General features: G+C 68.3%; 26 protein-coding genes and 2 riboswitches. Of the genes, 9 read left to right on the forward strand and 17 right to left on the reverse strand.

Going from position 1 to position 26,726, the window contains the following annotated elements:
- Positions 1–59 precede the first annotated feature (59 nt).
- Entirely contained in the window at positions 60–632 is a 573-nt protein-coding gene (locus D6B98_RS05720) for a histidine phosphatase family protein (protein WP_164718423.1), read from the forward strand.
- Here D6B98_RS05720 and cobT read toward each other — a convergent pair.
- The 8 genes from cobT to cbiE all read right to left on the reverse strand — a co-directional run bounded on the left by cobT (position 625) and on the right by cbiE (position 7,832).
- Positions 625–1,677: a nicotinate-nucleotide--dimethylbenzimidazole phosphoribosyltransferase gene (gene cobT, locus D6B98_RS05725; RefSeq protein WP_126255971.1), complete on the reverse strand. Its 1,053-nt coding sequence runs from the start codon at positions 1,675–1,677 to the stop codon at positions 625–627. The two genes, D6B98_RS05720 and cobT, sit on opposite strands and share 8 nt — an antisense overlap.
- 10 nt (positions 1,678–1,687) lie before the next feature.
- Positions 1,688–2,437: a precorrin-6A synthase (deacetylating) gene (cobF, locus tag D6B98_RS05730; protein WP_126255972.1), complete on the reverse strand. Its 750-nt coding sequence runs from the start codon at positions 2,435–2,437 to the stop codon at positions 1,688–1,690.
- 40 nt (positions 2,438–2,477) lie between these two features.
- Entirely contained in the window at positions 2,478–3,155 is a 678-nt protein-coding gene (locus D6B98_RS05735; RefSeq protein ID WP_126255973.1) for an energy-coupling factor ABC transporter permease, read from the reverse strand.
- Between the two features lie 37 nt (positions 3,156–3,192).
- Positions 3,193–3,411, reverse strand: a riboswitch (cobalamin riboswitch).
- 45 nt (positions 3,412–3,456) lie between these two features.
- Positions 3,457–4,188: a uroporphyrinogen-III C-methyltransferase gene (cobA, locus tag D6B98_RS05740; RefSeq protein WP_126255974.1), complete on the reverse strand. Its 732-nt coding sequence runs from the start codon at positions 4,186–4,188 to the stop codon at positions 3,457–3,459.
- Positions 4,185–5,495 carry a cobyrinic acid a,c-diamide synthase CobB gene (locus tag D6B98_RS05745; protein WP_126255975.1) on the reverse strand — a complete coding sequence of 437 codons (1,311 nt, stop codon included), beginning with the start codon at positions 5,493–5,495 and terminating at the stop codon, positions 4,185–4,187. Before D6B98_RS05745 ends, cobA begins: the two co-directional genes overlap by 4 nt.
- A complete protein-coding gene (gene cobM, locus D6B98_RS05750; RefSeq protein WP_126255976.1) occupies positions 5,495–6,277 on the reverse strand; it encodes a precorrin-4 C(11)-methyltransferase in 783 nt (260 codons plus the stop codon). Before cobM ends, D6B98_RS05745 begins: the two co-directional genes overlap by 1 nt.
- Positions 6,274–6,642 (reverse strand): cobalamin biosynthesis protein, encoded by a 369-nt coding sequence (locus tag D6B98_RS05755; RefSeq protein ID WP_164718424.1) that lies wholly within the window; start codon positions 6,640–6,642, stop codon positions 6,274–6,276. Before D6B98_RS05755 ends, cobM begins: the two co-directional genes overlap by 4 nt.
- The gene (gene cbiE / locus D6B98_RS05760; RefSeq protein WP_126255978.1) at positions 6,639–7,832 is read right to left on the reverse strand and encodes a precorrin-6y C5,15-methyltransferase (decarboxylating) subunit CbiE; all 1,194 of its coding nucleotides are present in this window, start codon (positions 7,830–7,832) and stop codon (positions 6,639–6,641) included. The genes D6B98_RS05755 and cbiE overlap by 4 nt, the downstream gene beginning before the upstream one ends.
- A gap of 1 nt (position 7,833) precedes the next feature.
- Here cbiE and D6B98_RS05765 point away from each other — a divergent pair, with 1 nt between their 5' ends.
- Positions 7,834–8,577, forward strand: a complete 744-nt coding sequence (locus tag D6B98_RS05765; protein ID WP_126255979.1) for a cobalt-precorrin-6A reductase — start codon at positions 7,834–7,836, stop codon at positions 8,575–8,577.
- Here the strand turns inward: D6B98_RS05765 and cobJ are convergent.
- The 7 genes from cobJ to D6B98_RS05800 are packed head-to-tail and all read right to left on the reverse strand — an operon-like array spanning position 8,553 to position 16,460.
- On the reverse strand, positions 8,553–9,287 hold the full coding sequence (gene cobJ, locus D6B98_RS05770) for a precorrin-3B C(17)-methyltransferase (RefSeq protein WP_126255980.1): 735 nt from the start codon (positions 9,285–9,287) through the stop codon (positions 8,553–8,555). The genes D6B98_RS05765 and cobJ overlap by 25 nt on opposite strands.
- Complete coding sequence (locus tag D6B98_RS05775; protein ID WP_126255981.1) at positions 9,284–10,015, reverse strand: precorrin-2 C(20)-methyltransferase; 732 nt, start codon at positions 10,013–10,015, stop codon at positions 9,284–9,286. The genes cobJ and D6B98_RS05775 overlap by 4 nt, the downstream gene beginning before the upstream one ends.
- A gap of 2 nt (positions 10,016–10,017) precedes the next feature.
- Positions 10,018–10,647, reverse strand: coding sequence for a precorrin-8X methylmutase (locus D6B98_RS05780; RefSeq protein ID WP_126255982.1), 630 nt, complete (start codon positions 10,645–10,647; stop codon positions 10,018–10,020).
- A complete protein-coding gene (cobG, locus tag D6B98_RS05785; protein WP_126255983.1) occupies positions 10,647–11,810 on the reverse strand; it encodes a precorrin-3B synthase in 1,164 nt (387 codons plus the stop codon). The genes D6B98_RS05780 and cobG overlap by 1 nt, the downstream gene beginning before the upstream one ends.
- Positions 11,807–15,055, reverse strand: a complete 3,249-nt coding sequence (gene cobN / locus D6B98_RS05790; protein WP_126255984.1) for a cobaltochelatase subunit CobN — start codon at positions 15,053–15,055, stop codon at positions 11,807–11,809. Before cobN ends, cobG begins: the two co-directional genes overlap by 4 nt.
- Positions 15,055–16,089, reverse strand: a complete 1,035-nt coding sequence (cobW, locus tag D6B98_RS05795; RefSeq protein ID WP_126255985.1) for a cobalamin biosynthesis protein CobW — start codon at positions 16,087–16,089, stop codon at positions 15,055–15,057. The genes cobN and cobW overlap by 1 nt, the downstream gene beginning before the upstream one ends.
- Positions 16,086–16,460, reverse strand: coding sequence for a DUF1636 family protein (locus D6B98_RS05800; protein ID WP_126255986.1), 375 nt, complete (start codon positions 16,458–16,460; stop codon positions 16,086–16,088). Before D6B98_RS05800 ends, cobW begins: the two co-directional genes overlap by 4 nt.
- 94 nt (positions 16,461–16,554) lie before the next feature.
- A riboswitch (cobalamin riboswitch) is annotated at positions 16,555–16,775 on the reverse strand.
- A 40-nt stretch (positions 16,776–16,815) separates the two neighbouring features.
- On the opposite strand from D6B98_RS05800, the gene cobO reads away from it, so the two are divergent.
- A complete protein-coding gene (cobO, locus tag D6B98_RS05805; RefSeq protein WP_126255987.1) occupies positions 16,816–17,451 on the forward strand; it encodes a cob(I)yrinic acid a,c-diamide adenosyltransferase in 636 nt (211 codons plus the stop codon).
- A gap of 6 nt (positions 17,452–17,457) precedes the next feature.
- On the forward strand, positions 17,458–18,906 hold the full coding sequence (locus D6B98_RS05810) for a cobyric acid synthase (protein WP_126255988.1): 1,449 nt from the start codon (positions 17,458–17,460) through the stop codon (positions 18,904–18,906).
- Here D6B98_RS05810 and cobD read toward each other — a convergent pair.
- Both cobD and cbiB read right to left on the reverse strand, forming a co-directional pair.
- Positions 18,895–19,857: a threonine-phosphate decarboxylase CobD gene (gene cobD / locus D6B98_RS05815; protein ID WP_164718425.1), complete on the reverse strand. Its 963-nt coding sequence runs from the start codon at positions 19,855–19,857 to the stop codon at positions 18,895–18,897. The two genes, D6B98_RS05810 and cobD, sit on opposite strands and share 12 nt — an antisense overlap.
- A gap of 11 nt (positions 19,858–19,868) precedes the next feature.
- Positions 19,869–20,810, reverse strand: a complete 942-nt coding sequence (gene cbiB, locus D6B98_RS05820; protein WP_164718426.1) for an adenosylcobinamide-phosphate synthase CbiB — start codon at positions 20,808–20,810, stop codon at positions 19,869–19,871.
- A gap of 121 nt (positions 20,811–20,931) precedes the next feature.
- Between cbiB and cobU the strand changes: the two genes are divergently transcribed.
- From cobU to D6B98_RS05845, 5 genes are all read left to right on the forward strand, one after another.
- Complete coding sequence (gene cobU / locus D6B98_RS05825) at positions 20,932–21,435, forward strand: bifunctional adenosylcobinamide kinase/adenosylcobinamide-phosphate guanylyltransferase (RefSeq protein ID WP_126255990.1); 504 nt, start codon at positions 20,932–20,934, stop codon at positions 21,433–21,435.
- Entirely contained in the window at positions 21,432–22,214 is a 783-nt protein-coding gene (cobS, locus tag D6B98_RS05830; RefSeq protein WP_126255991.1) for an adenosylcobinamide-GDP ribazoletransferase, read from the forward strand. Before cobU ends, cobS begins: the two co-directional genes overlap by 4 nt.
- A gap of 4 nt (positions 22,215–22,218) precedes the next feature.
- Complete coding sequence (gene bluB / locus D6B98_RS05835; protein WP_126255992.1) at positions 22,219–22,851, forward strand: 5,6-dimethylbenzimidazole synthase; 633 nt, start codon at positions 22,219–22,221, stop codon at positions 22,849–22,851.
- A 153-nt stretch (positions 22,852–23,004) separates the two neighbouring features.
- Complete coding sequence (locus tag D6B98_RS05840) at positions 23,005–24,036, forward strand: ABC transporter substrate-binding protein (protein WP_126255993.1); 1,032 nt, start codon at positions 23,005–23,007, stop codon at positions 24,034–24,036.
- Complete coding sequence (locus D6B98_RS05845; RefSeq protein ID WP_126255994.1) at positions 24,033–26,726, forward strand: hybrid sensor histidine kinase/response regulator; 2,694 nt, start codon at positions 24,033–24,035, stop codon at positions 26,724–26,726. Before D6B98_RS05840 ends, D6B98_RS05845 begins: the two co-directional genes overlap by 4 nt.

Here is a 26,726-nt window from a genome sequence, read left to right on the forward strand (position 1 = left end):
GAGTCAATGTGCCAGTTGCGGCGTTATTGCCACAGCGACCAACTTCCTTGGAGATGAGCATGGAAGGCGAGACCTTCCTCTGGCTGATACGGCATGCGCCGGTCGATGGCGTCAAAGGGACGATCCATGCCGCCGATGCGCCGGCCGACCTCCGCGATCGCGCGCAACTGGAGGTGCTGCGGCAGCGCCTGCCGCGGGACGCTGCGAGCTACGCCAGCCCGTCGCGGCGCACGGTCGAGACCGCGCAAGCGCTGGGCCTCGAACCGGAGCAGGTCAGCGAATTCCGCGAGCAGGATTTCGGCGACTGGACCGGCCATCGGCACGACGCGCTCGCTGCCGCCGGCGGCGAGGCCTATGCGCAGTTCTGGAACGATCCGGCCGGCGGACGGCCGCCGGGCGGCGAAAGCTTTGCGGATCAGGTCGCGCGCGTCAGGCTCGGTCTGTCGCGGATCGGTGCGGGACCAGCCACGCTCACCGTGCATTCCGGCACCATCCGCGCCGCGCTGTGCATCGCGCTCGATCTCACGCCACAAGCCGCCTTGCGCTTCGTGATCGAGCCGCTGTCGCTGACCCGGATCGATCGCCTCGCGGCCGGCTGGCGCGTCGTCTCGGTCAACCAGCGGATCAGCTAGGCCGATCGGGCACGTTGGCCTCTGCAAAGGTCGCCATGCCGTTGTGAAGCGCGCAGGCGACGCGCACCAGCGGCAGCGCGATGGCGGCGCCCGATCCCTCACCGAGCCTGAGATCGAGGCTGATCAGCGGCTGCGCGTTCAGGGCGCGCAGCACCAGGCGATGGCCCTGCTCGGCCGATTGATGCGACGGCAGCAGATAGGGCTGACATGACGGGTTCAGCCGCACCGCTGCGAGCGCTGCGACCGACACGATGAAGCCGTCGATCAGCACCGGGACGCGGCGCTGCGCGGCGGCGATGATCGCGCCCGAGATCGCAGCAATTTCCAGCCCCCCGACGGCACACAGGATCTTCTCAGGCGCCGCGCCCACAACGCCGTGACGTGCAATCGCGACATCGATCACGCGGGCCTTGTGTGCCCGGCCGGCCGCGTCGACGCCGGTGCCGCTGCCCGCAATCTCCTCGGCGCTGATGCCGAGCAGGCTCGCCGCAATCGCTGCCGACGTCGTGGTGTTGCCGATGCCCATTTCGCCGAAGATCAGGAGGTCGGGCTGGTTGGCCTCCGCGCGCGCAACCGCGCGCTGGCCGGCCTCGAAGGCAAACGCCAGCTCGGCCGGTGTGAGCGCAGCCTCCACGCTGAAATCGCGGGTGCCGTGGCGCGGCTTGTCGGTGACGATCCCCGCCATCTCCTGTTGCGCCAGCGTGCCGGCGTCGACCACCTCCAGGCTGGAGCCAAGCTCGCGCGCCAGCACCGAGATCGCGGCACCGCCGGAGGCAAAATTCGCCATCATCGCGATGGTCACTTCTTGCGGATAGGCCGAGACGCCTTGCGCGACGATGCCGTGGTCGCCGGCGAAGACGATGATCGGCACGCGCGCCGCGCGCGGCTGCTCGGTTGCCTGCAGACCTGCGAGCTCGATCGCGAGCTGCTCGAGCCGGCCGAGCGCGCCGGTCGGCTTCGTCAGCTGCCCCTGCCGCGCGATCGCCGCATCGCGATGGATCGCGGAGATCGCGGGGCAGTTCCGGGTGACCCATTCGGGGAGCATGCTGCCTCGCTTAACGCCTGCGCTTGAGAATATAGCTATCCATGATCCAGCCATGCCGCGCGCGCGCTTCCTGCCGTGCCGCGACGATGCCCGGGCCGGTTTCGGCGAGGGCGCCGGACATGATGATTTGATCGGGCATGCCGAGATAGGCACCCCAGTAGATGTGAATCCCTGCCGGATCGAGCGATTCGAATGCCGTGCCGCCGTCGAGCATCACCACCACGGTGTCGATGCCTTGCGGCCAGCCGCCTTCGCGCAAGCGCCGCCCCGTCGTGACCAGAAACGGCTCGCCGATATCGTTCAGCGGCAGCGCATGGGCCGCACACAGCGCCTGGATCGACGTGATGCCGGGCACGACCTCGATCTTGGGCAAGGGATCGAGCCGCCGCGCAATGCGCAGCGAGGAATCGTACAGCGAAGGATCGCCCCAGATCAGCAGCGCGACCTTGCCCTTGCTTCCGAGATGATCTGCAATCGTCCGCGACCAGGTCGCGGCGACCGCATCGTGCCAATCGTCCACGCCCTTGCGGTAATCCGCCTCGGCGGCATCGCGCACCGGAAGATCGAACTCGGCGATGGCAGTCGTGTCGCTGGTGAGCACATCCGCGCAGATCGTCCGCCTGAGATCGGCGAGATCGGACTTCGCCGTTCCCTTGCGCGGGATCAGCACGAGGTCGGCGGCGTTGATGGCTTGAACGGCGGCGCGCGTGAGCTGGCCAGGATCGCCGCAACCGATGCCGATCAGGGAAAGCGTGAGCATCGCGCGTGGGGGCGGCCATGACGGCCGCCCCCTGTCTCGCTTAAGCTGCGTTGTGCAGGCGCGGGGTGACGAGGCCGGGCGCGGTGACGCCGCGCAGCGACTTCGCCAGCGCCAGCACGGCGAGATCGGCGAGCGGCTCGATCACGATCACCAGCGCGTAGGAAGCCGCAAACGTCGCGATGCTGGCGAGGTTGCTCATCGCAAAGCCGGAGCCATAGAGCGCCCAGAACGCCACCCAGGCGATCACGCCGGCCTGATAGGTCGTCGACAGCGCCAACGCCTGCCGATACTTCAGGTCGACATAGGCCGTGTTGCGCGGAATGATCCGCGTGGCGATCGCCTGGATCGCGAACAGCGGCACCAGCAGCGTCGTGACGTTCATGCCGTATTGCGGCAGGTCGACCGGCTCGAGCAACACGCCCTGAAGCAGCAGGCCGAACGCCAGGCCGAAGGCCGCGGGCGCAGCACCGAACAGCAGGAACAAGGTCGAGCCGAGGATGAAGTGCACCTCGGAGACGCCGACCGGGAAGTGCGGCAGGATCTCGAAGAAGACGAAGACGAGAGCGGTGGTGGCGAGCGTCCGCGCCGCGAACGAGCCGATGCCCTGCTCGCGCACGGTCTCGGCTGCGAGCTTCAAGGCAACGCCGCCTGCGGCGATGCCGGTTGCGTAACTCAACACGAGCTTGGCGCCCGTCACTACCCCGGGTTCGATATGCATGGCTCAGATCCTTCCTGCCGTCACACCCGACGGCCTTGGCCTCAAAACGTGCAGGGCCGGTCTCCTGGCTCGCGGTTCACTGGGTTCTCCGGCCTTCCCGGACCTTGCGGCCCAGTGGCTGATCGGAGCCCCTCACCGCTTACAGTCGCGGGGGCGGCTGGGGTTTTGGGCGCCGCAACTTGGTCCGCCCATCTCCATTCCCGATTATGCTCCGGCGCTTTGCGCCGCGTTGAGCACCTTGCCTCTCCTGTGTGCCCCTTTCGCCGAGCCTGCGTCAAGGGGCGAGGCGCGGCCGAGACAATCATGACGGATAATCCCCCGCCAGCGCGCCGAACAGGATCACGGCGGCGGTGGAAGCGGCGCCGCCGCGGGCAAGCTGCTCGGCAAGCTCGGCAATCGTGGTGCGAACCAGCCGCTCGTCGGATCGGCCGAGGGATTCGGCGAACAGCGCCGGGGTCTCCGCGGCGAGGCCGTGCGCGATCAATTTTGCGGCAAGCGCCGGAAAGGTGCGCCGGCCCATATAGACCACGGTCGTCGCCTCGGGATCGGCCAGCGCCGCCCAGTTCAGATTCGGCGGCAGCTCGCCGGTGACGTCGGCGCCGGTGATGAACTGCACCCGGCGCGAGGTGTGGCGCCGGGTCAGGGGAATGCCGGCCTGCGCGGCGGCGACGCAAGCCGAGGTGACGCCGGGAACGATCTCATAGCCGATGCCGGCCCCGCGCAACGTCTCGATCTCCTCCTCGAGCCGGCCGAAAATGCCGGCATCGCCGGACTTGAGCCGCACCACGCGCGCGCCGGTTGCGGCATAGTCGACCAGGAGACGGTTGACGTGATGCTGCTTGGTCGAGGGCCGCCCTGCGCGCTTGCCGACCGCGACGAGATTGGCGCCCGGCCGGGCGAGATCGAGGATCGCGCCCGAGGCGAGATCGTCATAGAGCACGACGTCGGCCTCGCGCAGCCGCGCGGCGCCCTTGAGCGTAAGCAGCTCGGGGTCGCCGGGTCCGGCGGAGATGAAGGAAACGAACCCGCTCACCGGTCCTCCGCGATCAGATGAAAGAAGGTGCCGCTGACGTAGCCGCGCTGCGAGCCGGTCTCGGCGATGACCGCGCCCGTTGCATCATGCACGACCGCCAGCGGCGTGTCAGGCTGGGCAACAATGGTCGAATAGTGAAACTCGTGACCGCGCAGACGCGCGCCGGAACGATGGCCCGGCATCGGCGCGGCGAGCGCCGCGAGGCGATAGCCCAGATGCATGCGGCGTTTGGCAAAGCTCGTCTCGAGGCCAAGCAGGCCTGTCATCTCATGGCGGATCCCGTCCGCATCGATCAAAGCGGTTCCCAGCACCATATAGCCCCCGCATTCGCCATGCACCGGCCGCGTTTCCGCGAAGGCGCGCAGGCCGTCGCGAAACCGGGCATTGGACGCGATCCTGCCGGCATGAAGCTCGGGATAGCCCCCGGGCAACCAGCACACATCGGCGCTCGCATGAGGCGTTTCATCGGCCAGCGGCGAGAACGGCAAGATCTCGGCGCCCGCCGCGCGCCAGGCTTCCAGCATATGCGGATAGATGAAGGAGAACGCCGCATCGCGCGCCAGCGCAATGCGCTGCCCCGGCGGCACCACGTTCAGGCCGCTCGCCGCCGGTTGCGGCGACCATCCGGCTGCGGAGCGCAGCACCGCATCGAGATCGACATGCTCGGCGACGAAGCGCGCGGCCTCGTCGACCAGCTTGCCGATCTCGGCCTGCTCTTCGGCCTGCACCAGACCGAGATGCCGCTTCGGCAGGCTGATCTCGGCATGGCGCGGCAGCGCGCCGAACACAGCGATGCCGGCATCAACAAGCGCACGCCGCACCAGGTCTTCGTGGCGCGGGCTGGCGACGCGATTGAGCACGACGCCCGCAAGTCTGACGCCGGGGCGATAATCGCGCAGGCCCGCGGCGATTGCGGCGGCGGTCTGCGCCTGGCCCGAGGGATCGATCACCAGCAGCACCGGCCAGCCGAGCATCTCCGCGATGTCGGCGGTGGCACCGGTGCCGCAGACGCCGCGCGCGGCGACGCCGTCGAACAGGCCCATCGAGCCCTCGGCGAGCACGATATCGGCATCCCTGCCGCGGCTGACCAGATGCAGGATCGTCCCGCGGTCCATCGCCCAGCTGTCGACGTTGACGGAGGCGCGTCCCGTGGCGGCGGCGTGAAAGGCGGGATCGATGTAATCCGGCCCGCTCTTGAAGCACTGCACGTTCAAGCCGCGATGGCGCCAGGCCCGCGCCAGCGCCAGCGTCAGCGTGGTCTTGCCGACGCCGGAGGCCGGTGCGGAGATGACGAGGCCTGCCGCCATCACGACGCCTCCGGAAAGCGCGGCTCGGCGCCAACAGGCCGATAGCGGCGGTCGTAGTCGGCAGCGTAGAGACGGCTCTCGTCGAAATCCGCAGCGCCAAGCGTCTCGCCGACCAGGATCAGCGCAGTGCGCTCCATCTCCGTGCCGACGGCAGCATCGAGCGTGGCCAGCGTCGCGCGCACGATACGCTGGTCCGGCCAGCTCGCGCGCCAGACGATGGCGACCGGGCAGTCCCCGCCATAATGCGGCGTGAGCTCGGCCACGACCTTGTCGAGCAGGTGGATCGACAGATGGATCGCGAGCACCGCGCCGGTCGCGGCGAACGCGGCCAGCTTCTCGCCATCAGGCATTGCGCTAGCGCGGCCCGGCGTACGCGTCAGCACCACCGTCTGGGCAAGCCCCGGCAGCGTCAGCTCGGCCTCCAGCGCGGCCGCAGCGGCGGAAAAGGACGGCACACCTGGCGTGACCGTATAGGGAATGCCGAGCGCGCGCAGGCGGCGGAGCTGCTCGCCCATCGCCGACCAGATCGAGAGATCGCCGGAATGCAGCCGCGCGACATCCTTGCCGTCCGCATGCGCGGCGGCAATCTCCACGATGATCTCGTCGAGCGACAGCGGCGCCGTATTGACGATGCGCGCGCCAGGCGGGCAATGCGCCAGTACGCCATCAGGGATCAGGGAGCCGGCATAGAGACAGACCGGGCACGCGGCGATCAGATCGCGTCCGCGCAATGTCAGCAAATCAGGTGCGCCCGGCCCTGCGCCGATGAAATGCACCGTCATGCCCCGTCTCCTTCCGCGATTGCGGCGGTTGCGGTGCGATCTCGCGAGATTACGCGCGTCGCAATCAGCCGCGCCCGAGGGCCAGCCGCCGCGAGGGCCGCGGCTTCCGCAACCGATCCCGTGCCGAACTTCTCCGCGACGAGCTCCGATTGCGTGAGCGTGTCAATGCCAGCCAGCGTCTCGGCCGGAATAGGCCTGATCGGCACACCGCACTCACGCGCGAGCTGCTTCAGCGATTCTGTATCGGCCTTGTCGCTGACGGTCGCCACCGCAGCAAGACCTGCGGGTCCTCCGGCTGCCAGCAGCGCCTCACGCAGCGAAGCCAGCGTGACGTCCTTTCTGAATCCAAGCCCGGCCACCTTCATCGGACCGCGCTCCACTGCACCACCGGCCGTGCCGCCTCCCAGGAACGATAGCGGCCGAGCGGGCCCGCATGCGCGATCTCGACCCGCATCAGCTCGCCGCCGTGGCGCTGCTGCAGATCGCCAAGCAGCGCTTCCGTTTCCAGCGTGACCGAATGTGCAACGAGCCGCGCTCCAGGTGCGAGGCGCGACCAGATCGCATCGAACATCGCGCTGTCGAGACCGCCGCCAATGAAGACGGCATCCGGCGCGTCTAGCGGCGCGTCTAGCCCGGCAAGAGCTTCCGGCGCCTTCCCGGTGACGGCAGCAACCCGATGCGCCAGTCCGAACGCGGCTGCATTCTTGCGAATGTTCGCGACGCGATCCTCGCGCGGCTCGACGGCGGTCGCCGTCCCCCCGCACAGCGCCCACTCGACCGAGATCGACCCCGAGCCGGCGCCGACGTCCCACAGTCGCTCGCCCGGACGCGGCGCCAGCGCCGAGAGCGCCAGCGCGCGCACCGGCCGCTTGGTGATCTGGCCGTCGTGAACGAACAGATCGTCTGGCAAGCCCGAGCTGCGGGGAATGCCCTGCGTTCCCCTCGCCCAAACCGCCACCGCGACCAGATTTGCGGCGACCTCCTCGGCAAAGAGGTCGACGCGATGCTGGTCAATGTATTCTCGCGGCCCGCCAAGCGCCTCGAGCGTCCACAACAATGAGGCGCCCCATCCGCGTTCCGTCAGCCATTTCACGAGATCGCCGACCGCTCTTGCGTCACGCATCAGGCAGATGATGCGCGCATCTCGCACCAGATGCGGTATCAGGCGCTCGAACGGCGCGGCATGAAGGCCGATGCATGTCGTGGTCTCCAGCCGCCAGCCCAACCGCGCGGCCGCGAGCGAGAAGGTCGACGGTGCCGGATGCGCGATCCACTCGCCGCCGCCGAGCATCTCGGCGAGGACGGCGCCGGCGCCGTGCCAGAACGGATCGCCGGAGGCGAGCACCACCGTCGGCCGGCCGCGACAGCTCAGAACGACAGCGGCGTCGAAGGGCGCCGGCCACGGTCGGCCACGACTGCCGACGCCGGCAAGCGCAAGGTGCCGCTCACCGCCGAACACAGTTTCGGCCCCATCGAGCGCCTTTCGGCTTGCCTCGGACAGGCCGGCAAGGCCATCTTCGCCGATACCGATGATGGTCAGCCAGGGATCAGACACGATGCGCGCCCTCATACTGGGCGGAACGGCCGACGCGAGCCTGCTCGCCGCGGAGATCGCGCGCGCCGGGCTTGATGCCGTTTATTCCTATGGCGGCCGCACCCGCACGCCCGCCGACCAGCCGCTGCCGACCCGCATCGGCGGCTTCGGCGGCGTGAGCGGGCTTGCGGACTACATCGGTCGCGAGGGGATCACCCAGGTGATCGACGCGACGCATCCGTTCGCAGCCGAGATGAGCCGTCATGCGGTCGAAGCGTGCGCGGAAACCGCCACGCCGCTGATCGCGCTGGAGCGCGCGCCCTGGACGAGGGCCTCCGGCGACAATTGGATCGACGTCGCCGATGTCAACACCGCGGCCGCTGCGCTGACCGAGGCGCCAGCAAGCGTGTTCCTCGCCATCGGCCGTCAGCATATCGCGCCGTTTGCGACCAAGCCGCAGCACACCTACACGCTGCGCTTCGTCGATCCGCCCGAAGCGCCCCTGCCCTTTGCGGCCGACGTGATCGTATCGCGCGGACCGTTCACGCTTGATAGCGAGCTCGAGATGATGCGCAGGCGCGGCATCGCCTGGATCGTCGCCCGCAATTCCGGCGGCGATGGCGCGCGCGCCAAGATCGACGCGGCCCGGAGGCTCGGCCTGCCCGTAATCATGATCTCGCGACCGGCGCTGCCCGAGCGGCGGCGGGTCGAGAGCGTTACTGATGTGATGCAATGGCTCGGTCATTCGACCCGCCTCGGCGCATAGACCCAGCGGCCGACCCGGCGTGTCTGCGAATTGCCGACGATCACCAGCGTGCGCATGTCGGCCATTTCTGGCGTCGCTTCATTCAGCGTCACGATCTCGATCTTCTCATCAGCCGCGCTGATCGCGCGCGCGAAGATCACGAGGCGCTCGCCACAGCGCGCGTCCTTCAGCACCGCAAGCGCGCGGCCAAATCCTTCCGGCCGGCTCGCCGAGCGCGGATTGTACATCGCGATCGCGAAATCGGCTTCGGCCGCGAGACGCAAGCGCTTCTCGATCACGGCCCAGGGCTTGAGATTGTCGGAAAGGTTGATGGCGCAGAAATCATGGCCGAGCGGGGCGCCGGCTCGGGCGGCAGCCGCCAGCATCGCGGTGATGCCGGGCAGCACGCGGATCGGAAGCGCCTGATAGTGCGGCGCCTGTTCGAGCGCCTCGAACACGGCGGAGGCCATCGCGAACACGCCGGGATCGCCGGAGGACACGACGACCACCTGCCCGCCTTCGAACGCAAGCCGCAATGCCTCGCGGGCGCGCTGCAGCTCCTCGCGGTTATCCGAAGGATGCAGGGTGAGACCGGCTCGCCGCGGCACGCGCGCGACATAGGGCGCGTAGCCCAGAATGTCGGTCGCGGATGCAAGCGCGGCCGTGACCTCGGGCGTCACCAGCGCATCGCTGCCGGGACCAAGGCCCGCGATGGTCAGCGTGCCCGTCATTCGGCGGCGTCCAGATGCCGGCCCTTGCCGTGAACCAGCACGATCGCGAAATAGGGACAGTCGGCGGCGTCGATCTCGGCGAGCCGCACCACGCGCTCGCCCGGCATGGTGCCGCGCTCGACCAGCCAGGCGTCGTCCAGCCGGCCTGCTGAGCTGAGCGCGCGGCGCACCTTTGCGAGATTGCGGCCGGTCTTCATGACGACGAGCGCATCGGAATCGCGCATGCGCCGCTCGAGCTCGCTTTCAGCCAGCGTCCCCATCAGCACGGTCGTCACGTCGTCGCCGAGCGCGATCGGCTGTCCGACGCCGTTCCAGCAGCCGACCATGCCAGGAATGCCCGCGATCACCTCAATCTCGACGCGGCCTTGCAGGCGCGTATGGAGATGCATGAAGGAGCCGTAGAAGTAGGGATCGCCCTCGCAGAGCACGACGACATCGACCGCGCGCGCGAGCCGCGCCAAGCGCTCGGCCCATTCATCGTAGAAACCGGCGAGCAAGTGCATGTATTCCGGACTGTCGAATGCGATCTCGGTCGTGACCGGATACTCCATCGGATACTCGGTGACGCCGGCTGCCAGCATGCCCTCGACGATACGCCGCGCCTGGCCCGACCTGCCCTTCTTGCGGAAATAGGCGACGTGGCTGGCACCGCGCACGGTGCGATCGGCGCGCACGCTCATCAGATCAGGATCGCCGGGGCCGAGACCGCAACAGATGATGCGTCCCATCGCTATTCGCTCCGGCTCGCCAGGGCGTTCACGGCCGCGACCGTGATTGCGGAACCGCCAAGGCGGCCCGCGACGGTCAACGCCGGCGCCGGCGGATCGGCCATCAGCGCCGCCTTGGATTCGGCCGCACCGACGAAGCCGACAGGGCAACCGATGATCGCGGCGGGCCGCGGGCAGTCACGATCCTCCAGCATGTTGAGCAGATGAAACAGCGCCGTCGGCGCATTGCCGATCGCAACGATCGCACCGGCGAGATGCGGCCGCCACAGCTCGAGCGCCGCGGCCGACCGGGTGTTGCGCATCGATTGCGCGAGCGCGGGCACGGTCTCGTCGCCAAGGGTGCAGATGACGGCGTTGGCCGCGGGCAGCCTCGCGCGCGTGATCCCTTCGGAGACCATGCGCGCGTCGCACAGGATCGGCGCCCCCTTCTGCAAGGCCGCGCGCGCGGCTATCGCCATGCCTGGCGTGAAGCGGATATGCGACTCCAGCCCGACCATGCCGGCGGCGTGGATCATCCGCACCACCACCTGCTCCTCGTCCGGCGTGAAGCGGGCAAGATCGGCCTCGGCCCGGATCGTGGCGAAGGACTGCCGGTAGATCGCCGCGCCGTCGGTCTCGTAGGTGTGCGGCATCAGTTCCCTCCCACCAGGATGGAGGGGTCGCTGACGATGTCGGCGCCGTTGAGGCCACGCAGCACCGGCTCATCGCGCGTCGAGCCGTCGCGAACGAGATCAAAGCCGGCACGCGTCGCAACCAGTGTGACTGCGGCCGTGCCGGAATGGGCACAGCCTTTGCCGCAGCCCGAGACGTGCAGCCGCGCATCGGCGGCGATGCGCGGCGCGAGCGCCGCGGCCAGCGCGCGCGTATCGGCGTGGGCTTCGCGGCAGCGCGGCGCACCGCTGCAGGCGATGACGCGCAACGCAGGATCGAACGGCTCGGTGATGAGCCCCGGCGCGCTCGGCATCTCGCGCTTGCCTTCGCTCAGCAGCATCCGCCAGGGCGTCATGCGTAGCGCGTGTCCGCAACCGGCGAACTGATGCAGCGTCGTGTGCAGCATCTGCCCGAACGCAACGCCGACCATCGCGCCTTGCGGATAGTGCCCGGGCCGCGAGGCGGCCATCACGGGCGCAGGCTCGGTCTCGCCGCGCAGCGATTGAGGCAATGCCACATCGGACGCGATGTGGGCCGCCATCCGCCCTCGCCCGCTCCTCGCGCCGCCGGAGACCAGGAACCAGCTTGCGAGCGCCAGCGCCGTGCTCACGGCCTGTCCGCGTGCGACGGAGCGGCCGAGCCTCGCACCATCGGCCCGCACCAGGAGACGGCCCGAGCGATCGCGCTCGATGCGGATGTCGGCGGAATCGCCGGCGAGCACCCGTGACCTTCCGTCATCGATGGCGAACCCGAACTTGGTCGGAAGAGCGAGGCCGCTATCGGCGAGCGCCTCCTCCAGTTCGGCAGCGAGCGACTGCGTTTCGTCGCCGCCGTCCCAGAACGGCGTCACCAGAATGTTGCGCCGAGCTTCGATCTCGGCGTCGGGGTCGAGCAGCGCCAGTTGCGCGAGGCCGTCGAGCAGCGGCCGATGGCCTTGCTCGCTGACGCCTCTGATCTGGAGATTGGCGCGGCTCGTGACGTCGATCAGGCCATTGCCGTGTTGCCCGGCGAGCTCGGCAAGCCCGGTGATCTGTGGGGGTTCGAGGCGCCCGCCGAACGGGCGCACCCGCACCACGAGCCCATCGCCCGACAGCATCGGGCGTAGCGCGCCGGGACACCAGCCCTTGACCGCGGAAGCGCTCATGAGGCCTCCCGCAGTGCCGCGGCGATCGAGTTGCGGCGCGTCTGCCACAGCGCCGCATCATGCAGGCGCGCAAAGCAGGTCTGCATCGCGGCGAGCGCCGACGGATTTTCGCGCGCCATGAAAGCCCGGATATCGTCATTGCCGAGCGTCGCATCGTAGTAGAGATCAAACAGATGTGGCGGCACGGCGCCGGCAAGATGGGCGAACGCGGCCATGTGCTCCAGCGTCGCGGCGATCTCGGCGGCGCCGCGGAAACCATGGCGCATCATGCCGGCGATCCAGGCCGGATTGGCGGCGCGCGCCCGGACGACGCGGGAAATCTCCTCAGTCAGCGTACGCGCATACGGCTGTTCGGGACGTGTCGTGTCGAGGTGATAGAGCGCCGGCCCTGCCGCGCCGAGATGCGCTGCGGCGGCCGCAATGCCGGCTTCATGCGCGGCATAGTCGGCGGCGAGCAGCAGGTCGGTTTCCGGCAAATCCTGGACGTGGACGAAGGCGTCGGCAGAGGCAAGCCGCGCTTCGATCCCAGCGCGATCGTGCTGCATCTCGCCATCGGCCGAGAATGCCCAGGACGAGGCCGACAGCCAGGCTTCGCCGGCGGCCTCGCGTGTCTCCGGCGTGAACGCATCGGGGATCGCCAAGAGGCCGACACCATATTGGCCGGGACGCGGCGCGAACACACGGGAGGTCCGGTGGCGATACGGATTCTCCTCGCCCTCGTCCTCGCGCGCGGCGAGCGCCTCGCAGGCGGCCTCGAACAATTGCGCGAGGCCCGAAAAAACGTCGCGGAACAGGCCCGAGACCCGCAACGTGACGTCGATGCGGGGGCGGCCGAGCTCGGCCGGGGCGATGATGTCATAGCCGGTGACGCGGCCGGAGGCGTGATCCCAGCGCGGCGCGAGGCCGGCCAGATGCAGCGCCATCGCAAATTCCTCGCCCGCCGTGCGCATAGTCGCCGAGCCCCAGAGATCGACGACGAGGCCCTTCGGCCAGTCGCCGTGATCCTGCAGGTGACGGCGCAGCAGTTCCTCCGCGAGTTTTATCCCCTGCGCATGCGCCGACGGCGTCGGCACCGCGCGCGGGTCGACGGCAAAGAGATTGCGCCCGGTCGGCAGCACGTCCTGGCGGCCGCGATAGGGCGAGCCCGACGGCCCGGGTGCGACGCGCTTGCCGCCAAGTGCGGAACGCAGCGCATCGCGCTCGGCGTCGCCGCAGGCGCCGCGGCCGAACACATGGAGGCCGTCGCCGAACTGGCTTTCCTTGAGATCGCAGACGAAGCGATCGATCCGCGGAATAGCTTCAGCTGGCGCGGCCGAGGCATCGAGGCCGAGATCGTCTTCGAGACCGGCCGCGCGTGCCTCGTCGCGGATCGCCGCGATCAGCCGCTGGCGGCGCGCGGGATCGAGACCATCGGCGGTCGAATATTCGTCGAGCAGACGTTCGAGCCGGCGCAACCCCTCCGGCACCGCAGATTGCGCGAGCGGCGGCGGCAGATGGCCGATGGTGACCGCGCCGATACGGCGCTTGGCCTGCGCGGCTTCACCGGGATCGTTGACGATGAAGGGATAGATGACGGGCAGATCGCCGATCAGCGCTTCCGGCCAGCACGCGGACGACAGCGCGACGGATTTTCCGGGCAGCCATTCCAGCGTGCCATGCGCGCCCATATGCACGACGGCATCGATCTCCTGCGCGCGGAGCCAGAGATAGAACGCGACATAAGCGTGGCGCGGCGTGCGGGCGAGATCATGATAATCGGCATCGCGCGTGACCGCATCGCCCCGCTCCGGCTGCACCGCGATGATGGAGTGGCCGCTTGCGATGGCCGCGAATTGAAACGCACCGCCGTTGCAGCTGGGATCATCCTCAGGCGCGCCCCAGGCCTGCGCGAGATCGTCTTGCAGGGATTGCGGCAGGCGCGAGAGGGCCGCGCGATAATCGGCCACCCTCCAGGACAAGTTTTGCTTCAGCAGCGTCTCGCCGAGCCTGTGGACCGGCGCGGCATCGAAGCCGGCCTCGGCGAGATCTGACACCAGTGCTTCCACCGAAGCCAGCGCATCGAGCCCGACCGCATGCGCGATCTGGTGCGGCCGACCCGGATAGTTCGAGAGCACGATCGCCACCCGTTTCTCGGCGGCGGGCTTCTGTGCAAGTCGCCGCCAGGCCGCAACGCGCGCGGCGACGGCCTTGACGCGCTCCTCGTCGGGCCCGTGCGCCAGATGGGCGAATTGCAGATCGGGATCGCGCATCCCTGCCGACTTGAAGCTCACGACACCCGTGAACAGCCGGCCATCGACCTCGGGCAGCACCACATGCATCGCGAGATCGCCGGGCGAGAGACCTCGCAGCGACTCTGCCCAGTCTTCGCGCCGCGCCGTCGAGAGCGCGACCTGGAACACCGGACAGGATGCGGCATCGAACGGCGTCGTGCCGTCCTCGCCGATGGCCGAGAACGCCGTCGCGTTGACGATCGCGGCCGGAGGATTTTGCGCGAGATGCGCGCGCAACCAATCGGCAACGCCCGGGGCCTTCAAAGAGGTGACGAACGCGCCATATGCGTCAAAGCCCTTCTCGCGCAGCGCGGCGATCAGGGCATCGACCGGGCCTGCATCTGCGGCCGTAAGGTACGAGCGATAGAATGTCACCAGCGCGAGCGGCCTGTCCTCACTCGAGGCCGGCGCAGCAATGACGCCGCGCGAGGGATCGTAGAAGCCCATCTCCGGCACGGTCATCTCGCCGGTGACGGGCCCGGCATAAAGCCCCGAGGCCAGCGCGAGCTGCGCGATCGCCGCCTGCGCGGCGACCGGACCGCCGGTGTCGCAGAGCACCTTGAGCCGTCGCAGCGTCGAGACCGGCAAGGTCGAATATGAATCGAGCCGCGTGTCATCGCGACCGTCGGCCGGCAGCACGGCGAGCACGATGTTGCGGTCCTTCGCGAGCTGTTGGAGCGCAGCGAGCCCGTATTGCCAATAGGATTCGCCGCCGATCAGCCGCACCAGAATGCCCCGCGCCTGCGACAGCGTCTTCTCGATATAGGTGTCGACCGAGAGCGGATGGCGCAGCTCGGCGAGATTGGCGAGCCGCAATGATGGCAGGCTGCTGCGGCCACGCCGCCAGCCGGCTGCGAACGCGGCAAGGTCGGAATCCGAATACGAGAGCACCACGAGATCGGCCGGGTCCTGGCCGATGTCTCTGGGTGTCGCGGTCTCCTCCAGACCGCGGCTCTCGCGGAAAACGACGTGCATCAGATACCAAGTCCTGACCTGATCGCGGCCTCATCGATATCGCCGTGCTCGCCGATCACGACGAGCTTGGACTGCCTGAGACCTGCGTCCCAGGGCTTGTCGAACTGGTGGCGCACGCGCTCGCCCACGGCCTGAAGCAAGAGACGCATCGGCTTGCCCGCGACCGCGATATAGCCCTTGGCACGCAGCACGTTCTGCTCGCGCGCCAGGCGCTGCACGGAGGCAACGAGCGCATCGATGTCGGCGACTTCCGGAAGGTCGATCACGACGGAAGCGAAATCGTCGTGCTCGTGCTCCTCCTCGCCGTCATGATGCGAGGGGCGCGCGGCGAGATCGTTCTCGGCGGCCGCGCCGAGGCCGAGGATGACGCGGGCGTCGATCGCGCCGTCGGTGACGGGCAGCATCGGCACGCGGCGCGGCATCTCGGCGGTGATGGCCGCCCTGGCGGCTTCGATGCCGGCGGCGCCCGCGAGATCGGCCTTGGTCAGCAGCACGATGTCGGCGCAGGCGATCTGGTCCTCGAACACTTCCGACAGCGGCGTCTCGTGGTCGAGATTGGCGTCGGCCGCGCGCTGCGCCTCGACGGCGTCAGGATCGGGCGCGAAGCGGCCCGCCGCCACGGCCTCGGCGTCGGCGAGTGCGATCACGCCGTCGACCGTGATGCGCGAGCGGATCTGTGGCCAGTCGAACGCCTTCAGCAGCGGCTTCGGCAGCGCCAGGCCCGAGGTCTCGATCAGGATGTGATCGGGCCGCACCGGCCGCGCCAGCAATTTCTCCATGGTCGGAATGAAATCGTCGGCGACGGTGCAGCAGATGCAGCCATTGGCAAGCTCGACGATGTTCTCTTCCGGGCAGTTCGCATCGGCGCAGGACTTCAGGATCTCGCCGTCGACGCCCTCGCTGCCGAACTCGTTGACGAGCACGGCGAGCCTCTTGCCGTTGGGATTTGCGAGAAGATGCTGGATCAGCGTTGTCTTGCCGGAGCCGAGGAAACCGGTGACCACCGTGACCGGGACTTTTGCGAGCGAGCTCATTCGGCGGCCTCCGGCACGATTGCAATGGGGGGAATGCGGGCAAGCGACTGCTTGCGGAAGATTTCGGGGCGGCTGCGCCAGGGCACGAGCCCGTCCGGCGCGGCCGCATAGGCCGCAGCGCCTGCGACAACGTCCTGCGCATTCGCATCCGACAGGCGGCCATAAACATAGGACCAGCGGCCGGGTGCGCTCAGCGCCACCGAGCAGCCCTGGCTGCAGGCCGACAGGCATTCGACGGGAACCACATTGACGCCGTCGGGCACGCCGGCCTCGAGGATCGCACCGTGCAGGCGCTTGCCGGGCGTGGTCTCGCCCTCGCCAAGCGTCTGGCCGGCACGGCAGGTGATGCAGACGTGAAGTGTGACGGTCATCGCCTCTTCCAGATAACAGCGGGAGGCGATGAGGCACACGGACCATTCGTCAGAAGGCCCGTTTCCCCGTCGCGGAACACCCCGTCCGCCGGTCCAAAACTCGTCCGCGCTGGCAGGTCTCCCGGCTTGCGGAGCAGGGTCTAGGCCCTTCGATCCCCGCCTTCCCGATTCCCTGGGGAATCAGTGGCTTCGGGCATCTCTCCGGTCACGGTCGCGGGGGCGGCTGCATTTTGGACCCAAATCTTGCCGATTCGGACCCTATCGCATTCCCTCTTCGCCTGTCATAGGACAGGAACCAACGCCGGGCCACCATTTGCCGGTGGCCGCCTCTTGTCAAGCCGAAGGACCGGATCCAATGACGCCTGAACCGGACACCCAAACACCTGAGGAAACCGACGCCCGGCACGCCCAGAAAATGGCGAAGAAGAAAGCCGCCCGCGACAAGATCATGGCGACCAAGAGCGGCGAAAAAGGCCTCATCATCGTCCATACCGGCGCCGGCAAGGGCAAGTCCTCCTCCGCCTTCGGCATGATCGTGCGCTGCGTCGCCCATGGCTTCCCCTGCGCGGTGGTGCAATTCATCAAGGGCGCCTGGGACACCGGCGAGCGCCGCCTGCTCACCGGTCATTTCGGCGAACTCTGCCAGTTCCATGCGATGGGCGAAGGCTTCACCTGGGAGACGCAGGACCGCGCCCGCGACATCGCCGCGGCGCGCGCCGGCTGGGAGAAGGCCAAGGAGCTGATCCTCGATGAGAACCTGCGCATGGTCGTGCTCGACGAGATCAACATCGCGCTGCGCTACGATTATCTCGACATCGCCGAGGTCGTCGACTTCCTGACCACCTCGAAGCCGCCGATGACGCACGTCGTGCTCACCGGGCGCAACGCCAAGGACGAGCTGATCGAGATCGCCGACCTCGTCACCGAGATGACGCTGGTCAAGCATCCCTTCCGCTCCGGCATCAAGGCGCAGGCCGGCGTCGAGTTCTGAACGACGATGGCACGCGCGCTGATGATCCAGGGAGCCGGCTCAGACGTGGGCAAGTCGCTCATCGTCGCCGGCCTCGCGCGCGCGTTCACGCGGCGGGACTTGCGCGTGCTCCCGTTCAAGCCGCAGAACATGTCGAACAACGCGGCCGTCACGATCGACGGCGGCGAGATCGGCCGCGCCCAGGCATTGCAGGCGCTCGCCGCAGGCGTGGAGCCGCACACCGACATGAACCCGGTGCTGCTGAAGCCCGAGACCGATGTCGGCGCGCAAATCGTGGTCCACGGCAAACGCATTGCCACCGCCCGCGCGCGCGACTACGCCGCAATGAAGCCCTCGCTGATGGGCGCGGTGCTGGAGAGTTTTGAACGGCTGAAGGCCCGCGCCGATCTCGTGCTGGTCGAGGGCGCCGGCAGTCCGGCCGAGGTGAATTTGCGCAAGTCCGACATCGCCAATATGGGCTTTGCCCGCAAGGCCGACGTGCCGGTCGTGCTGATCGGCGACATCGACCGCGGCGGCATCATCGCGCAGCTCGTCGGCATCAAGACGGTGATCGACCCCGACGATGCCGCGATGGTCCAGGGTTTCGTCATCAACAAGTTCCGCGGCGATCCTACCCTGTTCGACGACGGCTACAGGCTCATCGAACAAAAGACCGCCTGGCGCGGCTTCGGCGTGCTGCCCTGGTTTGCCCGCGCCGGCGAGCTGCCGGCCGAGGACGCGCTGGGCCTGAGCGACGCGCGCAAGCCCGGCCAATGCAAGATCGCCTGTCTTGCGCTGTCGCGGATCGCCAATTTCGACGATCTCGATCCGCTGAAGCTCGAGCCTGGCGTCGATCTCGTAATGGTGCGGCCCGGCGAAGCGATTCCCGGCGACGTGCGCCTCGTCATCATCCCCGGCTCGAAATCGACCCGCGGCGATCTCGCCTTTTTGCGCGCGCAGGGTTGGGACATCGACCTGCTCGCGCACCATCGCCGCGGCGGCCACGTGCTCGGCCTCTGCGGCGGCTATCAGATGCTGGGGCGCAGCGTTGCTGATCCTGATGGCATCGAGGGCCCCGCGGGCGATACGCCGGGACTTGGGCTGCTGGATGTCGGGACGGTGATGAGCCCGCAGAAGACGCTGACGCGTGTCGCGGCCGTGCATGCCGCCACGAAGCAGGCGATCGAGGCTTACGAAATCCACATCGGGCGCACCGACGGACCGGATCGCATCCGCCCCTTCGCGACGCTGAACGGCGAGCCGGAAGGCGCGGTCTCGCGCGACGGCCGCGTGCAGGGCAGCTATCTGCACGGCCTGTTCACGTCGGATGATTTCCGCAAGGCGTATCTGGCCAAGCTCGACATTCCCGCCGGCAACGAGCCCTATATGGCCCGGGTCGAAAGCGCGCTCGAGGCGCTGGCCGATCACATCGAAAAACATCTCGACGTCGCAGGCCTGCTCGCGCTAGCGCGCTAGGGCTTCGGCGAGGCGCGTCCATTCGGCTTCGCTGCCGGGAAGCCCGAGCCGCAGCCATGTCGGCTCTCGCGCAAACACGCGCGACCAGACATGGCCATGAGCCAGGTTCTCCTGCGCAGCACGTGCGTCAGGCGTCTCGTAGAGACGAAACAGCGGGGTGCCGCCGACCAATGTCCAGCCTTGCGCTCGCGCCATCCCGTCGAGGCGAACGCAGTCGCGCGCAAGCCGCGCGGATGTGGCCTCGGCCCAGGCATCGTCATGCAGCGCGCGACAACCGATTGCGATCGCTGCCCCTGAGACCGGCCATGGCCCTGAAGCCGCCGCGAGCTTGGCCACATCAGCCGCATCGCCAAGAGCAGAGCCCAGCCGCAGGCCGGCAAGGCCATAAAACTTTCCGAACGAGCGCAGGACCAGCAGCCCCGGTCGTCCCGCCTCAGGTGCAAGCGACAGCGGAACCGCATCGGCAAAGCTCTCGTCGACCACGAGTCGGCCGACGCGCGGCAGCAGCGCCAGCAAATCCTTCGGCGCATGAGTCCGGCCGTCGGGATTGTTGGGATTGACGACGACGGCGAGGTCCGCACCGGCCAGCGCGTCGAGCTCGCCGGCCTCATGCACATCCCACCCCGCGGCCGACAGCACGCCGACATATTCATTATAGGTCGGCGCGAGGATGCGCGCGCGGCCGGGCGGCGCGAGTTGCGGCAGCAATTGAATGGCGGCCTGCGCGCCGCCGAGCGCGACGATCGGCGCGCTGGTGCGGTAGGCGTGCTGCGCGGCCTGATGCAGCGCCTCGATCTCGGCGCGCGAGGGCAGCGCGCTCCACGCACGCGCACTCACCTCGCCGACGGGATAAGGCAACCGGTTGATCCCGGTCGACAGGTCGATCCAGTCCTCGGCGCGTCCGCCAAAACGCTCTTGGGCTTGATCGAGATTTCCGCCGTGCTCGCGCATGCCCCGTTCTTTCACGCGAAGGCCAGGATCGCAAGCACGCCGGCGAGCAGCAGCATGGCACGGCGGTAGACCGTCAGTCCCTCGCCGATATCCGCGGCAAGCGGATCGCGCGCGCCCTCGTTGAGCCAGGGTTCGTTCGTGATGCTGCCGTGATAGATGCGGGGACCGCTGAGCCGTACGCCGAGTGCGCCGGCCATCGCCGCTTCGGGCCAGCCGGCATTCGGCGAGCGGTGACGGCGCGCATCCCGCGTCATGCATGACAGCGCCTCCGATCGCCGCGCCGCCAGCAGCACGAACAAAAATCCGGTCAGGCGCGCCGGAATGAAATTGGCGATATCGTCGATGCGCGCCGCGGCCGAGCCAAAGGCTTCGTGCCGCTCGCTGCGATGGCCGATCATGGAGTCCAGCGTGTTGATCGCCTTGTAACCGAGAATGCCGGGAAGGCCGAACAGCGCGCCCCAGAACACCGGCGCAACGATGCCGTCCGAGGCGTTTTCCGCGAGGCTCTCGATAGCCGCGCGCGCGATGCCGGCCTCGTCGAGCGCCGCGGGATCACGGCCGACGATCCGCGAGACCGCCTCGCGTGCGGCGGCGATGTCGCCGGCCCGCAGCGGCTTCGCCACGGCAGCCACATGATCGTGCAGCGAGCGCAGCGCGACCAGAGGCCAGGAGAGGATGCCGACCAGCACGATCTCGATCCAACCCTTGGGAAGCAAGGTCTGAATCATCCAGCCGATCACAACGGAGACTGCAATCACAAAAAGCGCTCCGGCGATGCCGGCCGCACGGCGCAGCGCCGGCGGATCGGCTGCGCGATTCCAGCCGCGATCGATGGCGCCGATCAGCCGCCCCAGCCAGGTCACGGGATGGCCGATCCGCGCGAACAGCCATGACGGCCAGCCCGAGAGGGCATCCACCGCCATCGCCACCACCATCGCGCCCGCAAAGCCCAATCCTGCCTCCTGTCCCGCCCCTGTTGCGCAAAGCAAGGCGCGAGCGCAAGCCCCTCCACGCCCGATTTCGGCTTTGTCTTTGGCCGCGATTGGTGGTTAGTCAGGCCTCCAGGAGACCTTTATGGCCGTCATCTTGATCACCGGCGGAGCGCGATCGGGCAAGAGCAAGCGCGCGGAAATGCGCACGCGCGCCTTTCCCGGCCAGCCGGTCTATGTCGCGACGGCCGAGCCGCTCGACACCGAGATGGAAGCACGTATCGCCAAACATCGCGCGCGGCGCGGAGCCGACTGGATCGAGCGCGAGGTGCCGCTCGATCTCGTGGATGCGCTGGTCGCGAGCGATGGCGGCGGCGCACGACTGGTGGATTGCCTGACGCTGTGGCTTTCCAACCTGATGCATGCGACGCGCGACTGGGAGCGTGAGGTGACCGAGCTCGCCAGCGCCCTGCCCCGCTTGAAGAGCCCCGTCGTCCTCGTCACCAACGAGGTCGGCCTCGGCATCGTGCCCGACAACGCGCTGGCGCGCAGTTTTCGCGACGCCGCCGGGATCATGAACCAGACGATCGCGGCCGCCGCCGATGAAGTCGAGTTCGTCGTCGCCGGCCTTCCCATGAAATTGAAATGATGCCGCGCGCCGAGCTTCTCAAGGACGTCATTGCCGATCTCAGGATGGCGGCATCGTTCGTCACGATCCTTCCGGTGGCATCGTCGAAGCCGGCGGCCGACGGCGCCGTCGCGCGCGCGACCTGGGCGCTTCCCGTCGCAGGACTGCTGGTCGGCCTTGCCGGCGCTTTCGCCTACAAGGTCGCTATCCGTTTCGGATTGACGCCGAACCTTGCTGCCCTGCTCGCCCTGGCGACCACCGCCCTCATCACCGGCGCGCTGCACGAGGATGGTCTCGCAGATGCCGCCGACGGGCTCGGCGGCGGCCGCACGCGCGAGCGCAAGCTGGAGATCATGCGCGACAGCCGGATCGGCACCTACGGCGTCTGCGCGCTGATCCTGTCATTCGGCCTGCGCTGGAGCGCGCTCGCGACCATCGCCAATCCGTATTCCGTCGCACTCGCGCTTTGCGCCGCGCATGCTGCAGCCCGCGCCGGCGTGCCGGCCTTCATGGCCCTGGTCCCGCCCGCCCGGCCGGACGGGCTGTCGGCAAGCGCCGGCGCGCCGCCGGGCCGGAGCATCGCCATCGCCTTTGCAGTCGGAACGCTCGCGCTCGCCCTGGCTTTGGGGCCGGGCAAGGCGCTGGTCGGCCTGGTCCTGCTGTCGCTCGCTGGATTGATGCTGGCGCGGCTTGCGGTCCGCCAGATCGGCGGGCAGACCGGCGACATCCTCGGCGCGTTCGAGCAGTTGGGCGAGATTCTCATCCTGCTGGTCGCCGCTTCCTTCCAGACGGGAGGCTGACCTCATGGTCGAATTCGACGACACCTTCCGCCGGCAATTGCGCGAGCTGTTCGTGTGGCGCCGCGACGTGCGCCGCTTTCGCAGCGATCCCCTGCCGGACAGCGCCATGGACCGCCTGATCGAGACCGCCTGCCTCTCGCCCTCGGTCGGCCTCAGCCAGCCCTGGCGCTTCGTCATCGTGGACGGTGCCGTGCGCCGCCGCGCCGTGATCGACGATTTCAAGGCGTGCAACGCCGATGCGCTGAGTTGCTATTCCGGCGAACGCGCCGCGCGCTATGCCACGCTGAAACTGTCGGGCCTTGAACAGGCGCCTGGCCATCTCGCCGTGTTCGCCGACAAGACCAGCGACATCGGCCACGGTCTCGGTCGCGCGACCATGCCTGAGACCACGGAATATTCCGTGGTCGCCGCCATCACCGCGATGTGGCTCGCCGCGCGCGCGGAAGGCATCGGCCTCGGCTGGGTGTCGATCCTCAATCCGGATCGCGTGCACGCGATCCTCGACGTGCCAGATCCCTGGAAGTTCATCGCCTATCTCTGCATCGGCTATCCCGAGACCGAATGCGACCGGCCGGAGCTGGAGCAGGCGAGATGGGAGCATCGGCGCGGGGCGGACGAGTTTACGCTGCGGCGTTAGCGCACCGCGCCATCCCTCGGGCCGCGTACGAAAACGGTATCGAGCTGCCAAACGCTGCGAATGAACATTCACAAGCGCTTTTTGATCAATTGTGGACACCGGCCGTTCGCGCTAAGCATCCGAACCGGGGCAAGCCATCATGCAAAGCACTCCATGACCAAACGGCCTTCCGCTTTCGCGGTCGATCGCCGCGGCTTCATTCGTGTTGCGGGAGCAACCGCCGCGGGATGGATCGCGCTCGGCGCAACGTCGGACCGCATGCGGATCGTCGCATCGTTGACCGCATTGCCGCTCGACGACGAGCTGACGAGGCGGAGCATGATCGACAGCGCGACCTCTCGTCTCGGCAGCCTCATCGTCGGCTTGAGACAGCGCGGCTGGGTCGAAGGCGTCAACTTCCGCCTCGAGCTGCGTTCGAGCTTCGGCGCACCGGACCGGCTGAAGGCGGCCGTTCAGGAACTGCTCGAGCTCAAGCCGGATGTGATCCTGACGGGATCGACCGTCGAAACCGCAGCGGTCCTCGCCGCCACCAAGACCGTTCCGATCGTCTTTGCGACCGCCAACGATCCCGTCGGCAATGGCTTCGTCGATAGCCTTGCCCATCCCGGCGGCAACGTGACCGGTTTCACCAACAGCACCGCCGAGATGGGCGGCAAATGGCTTCAGCTCATCCGGGAGGCCGTGCCGGATCTCGCGCGCGTGGGCGTCATGTTCAATCCGGCGACCTCGCCTCGGGCGGGACGCTTCTTCCTCGACTCCATCGAGCAACAGGGGGCCGAGTCCGGCGTGTCGGTCCTCCCCGCCCCCGTCAATGCGCCGGCGGACATCGACGAAGCCGTCAGGCGCTTCTCCGAACCGCCCAAGGCGGCGATGATTGCGCTGGTCGACAGCTTCCTCATCGTCAACCGGCAGGCGGTCGTCGCGGCGGCGGTCAAGTATCGCGTGCCGACGATCTATCCGTTCCATTACTTCATGGATGCCGGCGGGCTGATGAGCTACGGGCCGACGCTGGAAGTACGCTCGGCCGACTATGTCGATCTCATCCTGCGCGGCACCAAGGCAGGTGATCTTCCGGTGCAATCGCCGCGGAAATACGAGCTCCTGATCAACCGCACGGTTGCGCGCTCGCTGGGATTGACCATTCCGTTCACGCTGCTCGCGCGCGCCGACGAGATCCGCGAGTGAACGAGACGGTCGACCAGGGACATTTGCGGACGCCTCCCGGGCGGCTGTTCCGCAAATATCTCTACTCGATCCTCGCCCTCGCCTTTGCCGCGCTCGCCATCAACACCGGCTTCGACGTCTGGTTCTCCTATCGCGAGCAGAAGCAGCTTCTGGCGGCAACTCAGCGCGAGCAGGCAGCGTCCGCGGCGATCCAGATCGGCCAGTTCGTCGGCCAGATCGAGAGCCAGATCAGATGGCTCTCGCGCCTGCCGCCGGAGCTGTCGACCAACGAAGACGAGCGCCTCAACGCCATCCGTCTCCTGCGCCTTTCGCCGGCGATCGCGGAAATCGCCGAGCTCGACTCGCGCGGGCTCGAGCAGGTGCGCGTGTCCCGCCGCGTCGCCGACAGGACCGGCAGCAAGGCCGATCTGTCCGCTTCGCCCGCCTTCCGCGGCGCCAACGAAAGCCGCGCCTTTTACGGGCCGGTCTATTTCTTCGCCGACACCGAGCCGTTCATGACGCTCGCCACGCGCGGCACCGGCCGCAATCCGAACGTGATTGTCGCCGAGGTGAATCTGCGCTTCATCTGGGACCTCGTCACCGGGATCAGGGTCGGCAACACCGGCAAGGCCTACGTGGTCGACCGCATGGGGGTCTTGATCGCCCATCCCGATCTGTGGCGGGCACTGCAGCGCAGCGATCTCTCCGGCCATGCGGACGTACGCGCCGCGCTCGATGGCGTGGGGCCGCCCTCGGGCGGGTTGGTCAAGGAGGGTCTGACCGGCCAGCGCGTGCTGTCGACCTATGCGACGGTGCCCTCGCTCGGCTGGCTGGTGTTCGTCGAGCTGCCGCTCAGCGAAGCCTATGCGCCGATCTATGCATCGATCGGCCGTTCGACCTTTCTCCTCGTCGTCCTGCTGATCGGTGCGGTGCTGGTGTCGCTCTTCCTCAGCCGGCGCATGACCGTGCCGATCCAGCTGCTGACGCAGGGCGCCCGGCGGATCGGCAGCGGCGATCTCGGTCTGCGGCTCGCGATCAGGACCGGCGACGAGCTGGAAGCGCTCGGCGACCAGTTCAACCGGATGGCGGCACACTTGCGCGAGTCCTACGCGACGCTCGAGCGCAAGGTGATCGAGCGCACCTCCGAGCTGGAGAAGGCTCGCGATCACGCGCTCGCCGAGCACGATGCCGCCGAGCGCGCGCGCAGCGCGGCGGTGGCGGCCAACGAGACCAAGTCGCGCTTCCTCGCCGTCGTCAGCCACGAGCTGCGCACGCCACTGAACGGCGTCATGGGCGTTGTGCAGCTGCTCGACGACGGCAGCCTCGGTGAGGCGCAGCGGCGCCACCTCGCGACCGCGGCCGCGTCGGGCGAGACGCTGATCGCGCTGGTCGACACCATCCTCGAATATGCGCGCCTGGAGGCCAGCGCCGAAACGCTGGAGCCGCGCAATTTCCGCCTCGACCAACTGATCGAGACCGCCGCCGAGCTGATGCGTCCGCAGGCCGTCGGCAAGGGACTGACCTTCGATCTTGCCTGCGATGCGTCGGTCCATACCTCGGTGCACGGCGACCCCGTCAGGCTCAATCGCATCCTGCTCAACCTGATCGGCAACGCCGTCAAGTTCACGCCGTCGGGCGGGATCGCCGTGGCCGCGGCCGCCGAGCGGCACGACGATCATGTCCTGCTGCGCGTCACCGTGCGCGACACCGGCATCGGCATTGCCCCCGATATGCACGAGCGGATTTTTGAGGATTTCGTCCAGGCCGACGACAGCATCGCGCGACGGTTCGGCGGCACGGGCCTCGGCCTTGCGATCGCGCGGCGCCTGGCCCGCCTGATGTGCGGCCAGTTGACGGTTGCGAGCACGCCAGAGGTGGGCAGCACATTCAGCTTTGAGGTGCCGCTGGGCCCGGCCGCAGGCGGCATCGCGCAGGGCGCGCTTCCGCCGCCGTCGCGGCCGCGCCGCGTGCTGCTGGTCGACGACGATCCCGTCAATTGCGAGGTCGGGGAGGCGATCCTGAAGCGGCTTGGCCATCACCCCACGATCGCCAGGAGCGGCGCATCGGCCGTCGAGCTCGCCGGCGATCATTCGTTCGACGTCATCCTGATGGATCTGCACATGCCCGACATGGACGGCGTCGAGGCCGCGACCCGGATCGGCGCGCTCGATCTGCCGAAGATCCCGCGCATCATCGCCGTGACGGCGGACGTGTCGTCCAGCGCGCGCGAGCGGCTCGCAGACGCCGGCATCGTCCGGATCATCAGCAAGCCGATCCTGATCGGCGCGCTGCGCGAGGCGATCGAGGACGATCCGGAAGCCGAGCCGACCGCCACGCAGCTTGCCGCGGGCGCATTGATCGACCGGCATTTTTTCGACGACCAGCGCGAGCTGCTGGGTGCCGCACAGATCGCAAGCCTGCACCGTCTGCTACGGGAAACCAGCGACAGGCTGATCGCCGACATCGTCAGCGCCGCGGCAGCCGGCGATCACAAGCAGGTGGCGCGTTCCGCGCACCAGCTCGGCAGCGCCGCCGGCGCGCTCGGCCTCGTCCGCCTGTTCGAACGCTGCCGCGAGGTCGAGTTGGCTGCGCCCTCGATGTCTCCCGCCGAATGCGAAGAAGCCGCGCAGGGACTCGCTGCGCTTCAGGAGGCCTCGATGGACGCATTGGACCAATTGCTGCGGCCGGCCGAGCAGCGTACGGTCGGCTAG

The organism is Bradyrhizobium sp. LVM 105, assembly GCF_003957705.1.
Lineage (GTDB): Bacteria > Pseudomonadota > Alphaproteobacteria > Rhizobiales > Xanthobacteraceae > Bradyrhizobium > Bradyrhizobium frederickii.

Coding starts and splice junctions, on each gene's coding strand:
- D6B98_RS05720 (WP_164718423.1), top strand. CDS start 60: ATGGAAGGCGAGACCTTCCTCTGGCTGATACGGCATGCGCCGGTCGAT.
- cobT (WP_126255971.1), bottom strand. CDS start 1,677: ATGCTCCCCGAATGGGTCACCCGGAACTGCCCCGCGATCTCCGCGATC.
- cobF (WP_126255972.1), bottom strand. CDS start 2,437: ATGCTCACGCTTTCCCTGATCGGCATCGGTTGCGGCGATCCTGGCCAG.
- D6B98_RS05735 (WP_126255973.1), bottom strand. CDS start 3,155: ATGCATATCGAACCCGGGGTAGTGACGGGCGCCAAGCTCGTGTTGAGT.
- D6B98_RS05745 (WP_126255975.1), bottom strand. CDS start 5,495: ATGGCGGCAGGCCTCGTCATCTCCGCACCGGCCTCCGGCGTCGGCAAG.
- cobM (WP_126255976.1), bottom strand. CDS start 6,277: ATGACGGTGCATTTCATCGGCGCAGGGCCGGGCGCACCTGATTTGCTG.
- D6B98_RS05755 (WP_164718424.1), bottom strand. CDS start 6,642: ATGAAGGTGGCCGGGCTTGGATTCAGAAAGGACGTCACGCTGGCTTCG.
- D6B98_RS05765 (WP_126255979.1), top strand. CDS start 7,834: ATGCGCGCCCTCATACTGGGCGGAACGGCCGACGCGAGCCTGCTCGCC.
- cobJ (WP_126255980.1), bottom strand. CDS start 9,287: ATGACGGGCACGCTGACCATCGCGGGCCTTGGTCCCGGCAGCGATGCG.
- D6B98_RS05775 (WP_126255981.1), bottom strand. CDS start 10,015: ATGGGACGCATCATCTGTTGCGGTCTCGGCCCCGGCGATCCTGATCTG.
- D6B98_RS05780 (WP_126255982.1), bottom strand. CDS start 10,647: ATGCCGCACACCTACGAGACCGACGGCGCGGCGATCTACCGGCAGTCC.
- cobG (WP_126255983.1), bottom strand. CDS start 11,810: ATGAGCGCTTCCGCGGTCAAGGGCTGGTGTCCCGGCGCGCTACGCCCG.
- cobN (WP_126255984.1), bottom strand. CDS start 15,055: ATGCACGTCGTTTTCCGCGAGAGCCGCGGTCTGGAGGAGACCGCGACA.
- cobW (WP_126255985.1), bottom strand. CDS start 16,089: ATGAGCTCGCTCGCAAAAGTCCCGGTCACGGTGGTCACCGGTTTCCTC.
- D6B98_RS05800 (WP_126255986.1), bottom strand. CDS start 16,460: ATGACCGTCACACTTCACGTCTGCATCACCTGCCGTGCCGGCCAGACG.
- cobO (WP_126255987.1), top strand. CDS start 16,816: ATGACGCCTGAACCGGACACCCAAACACCTGAGGAAACCGACGCCCGG.
- D6B98_RS05810 (WP_126255988.1), top strand. CDS start 17,458: ATGGCACGCGCGCTGATGATCCAGGGAGCCGGCTCAGACGTGGGCAAG.
- cobD (WP_164718425.1), bottom strand. CDS start 19,857: ATGCGCGAGCACGGCGGAAATCTCGATCAAGCCCAAGAGCGTTTTGGC.
- cobU (WP_126255990.1), top strand. CDS start 20,932: ATGGCCGTCATCTTGATCACCGGCGGAGCGCGATCGGGCAAGAGCAAG.
- cobS (WP_126255991.1), top strand. CDS start 21,432: ATGATGCCGCGCGCCGAGCTTCTCAAGGACGTCATTGCCGATCTCAGG.
- bluB (WP_126255992.1), top strand. CDS start 22,219: ATGGTCGAATTCGACGACACCTTCCGCCGGCAATTGCGCGAGCTGTTC.
- D6B98_RS05840 (WP_126255993.1), top strand. CDS start 23,005: ATGACCAAACGGCCTTCCGCTTTCGCGGTCGATCGCCGCGGCTTCATT.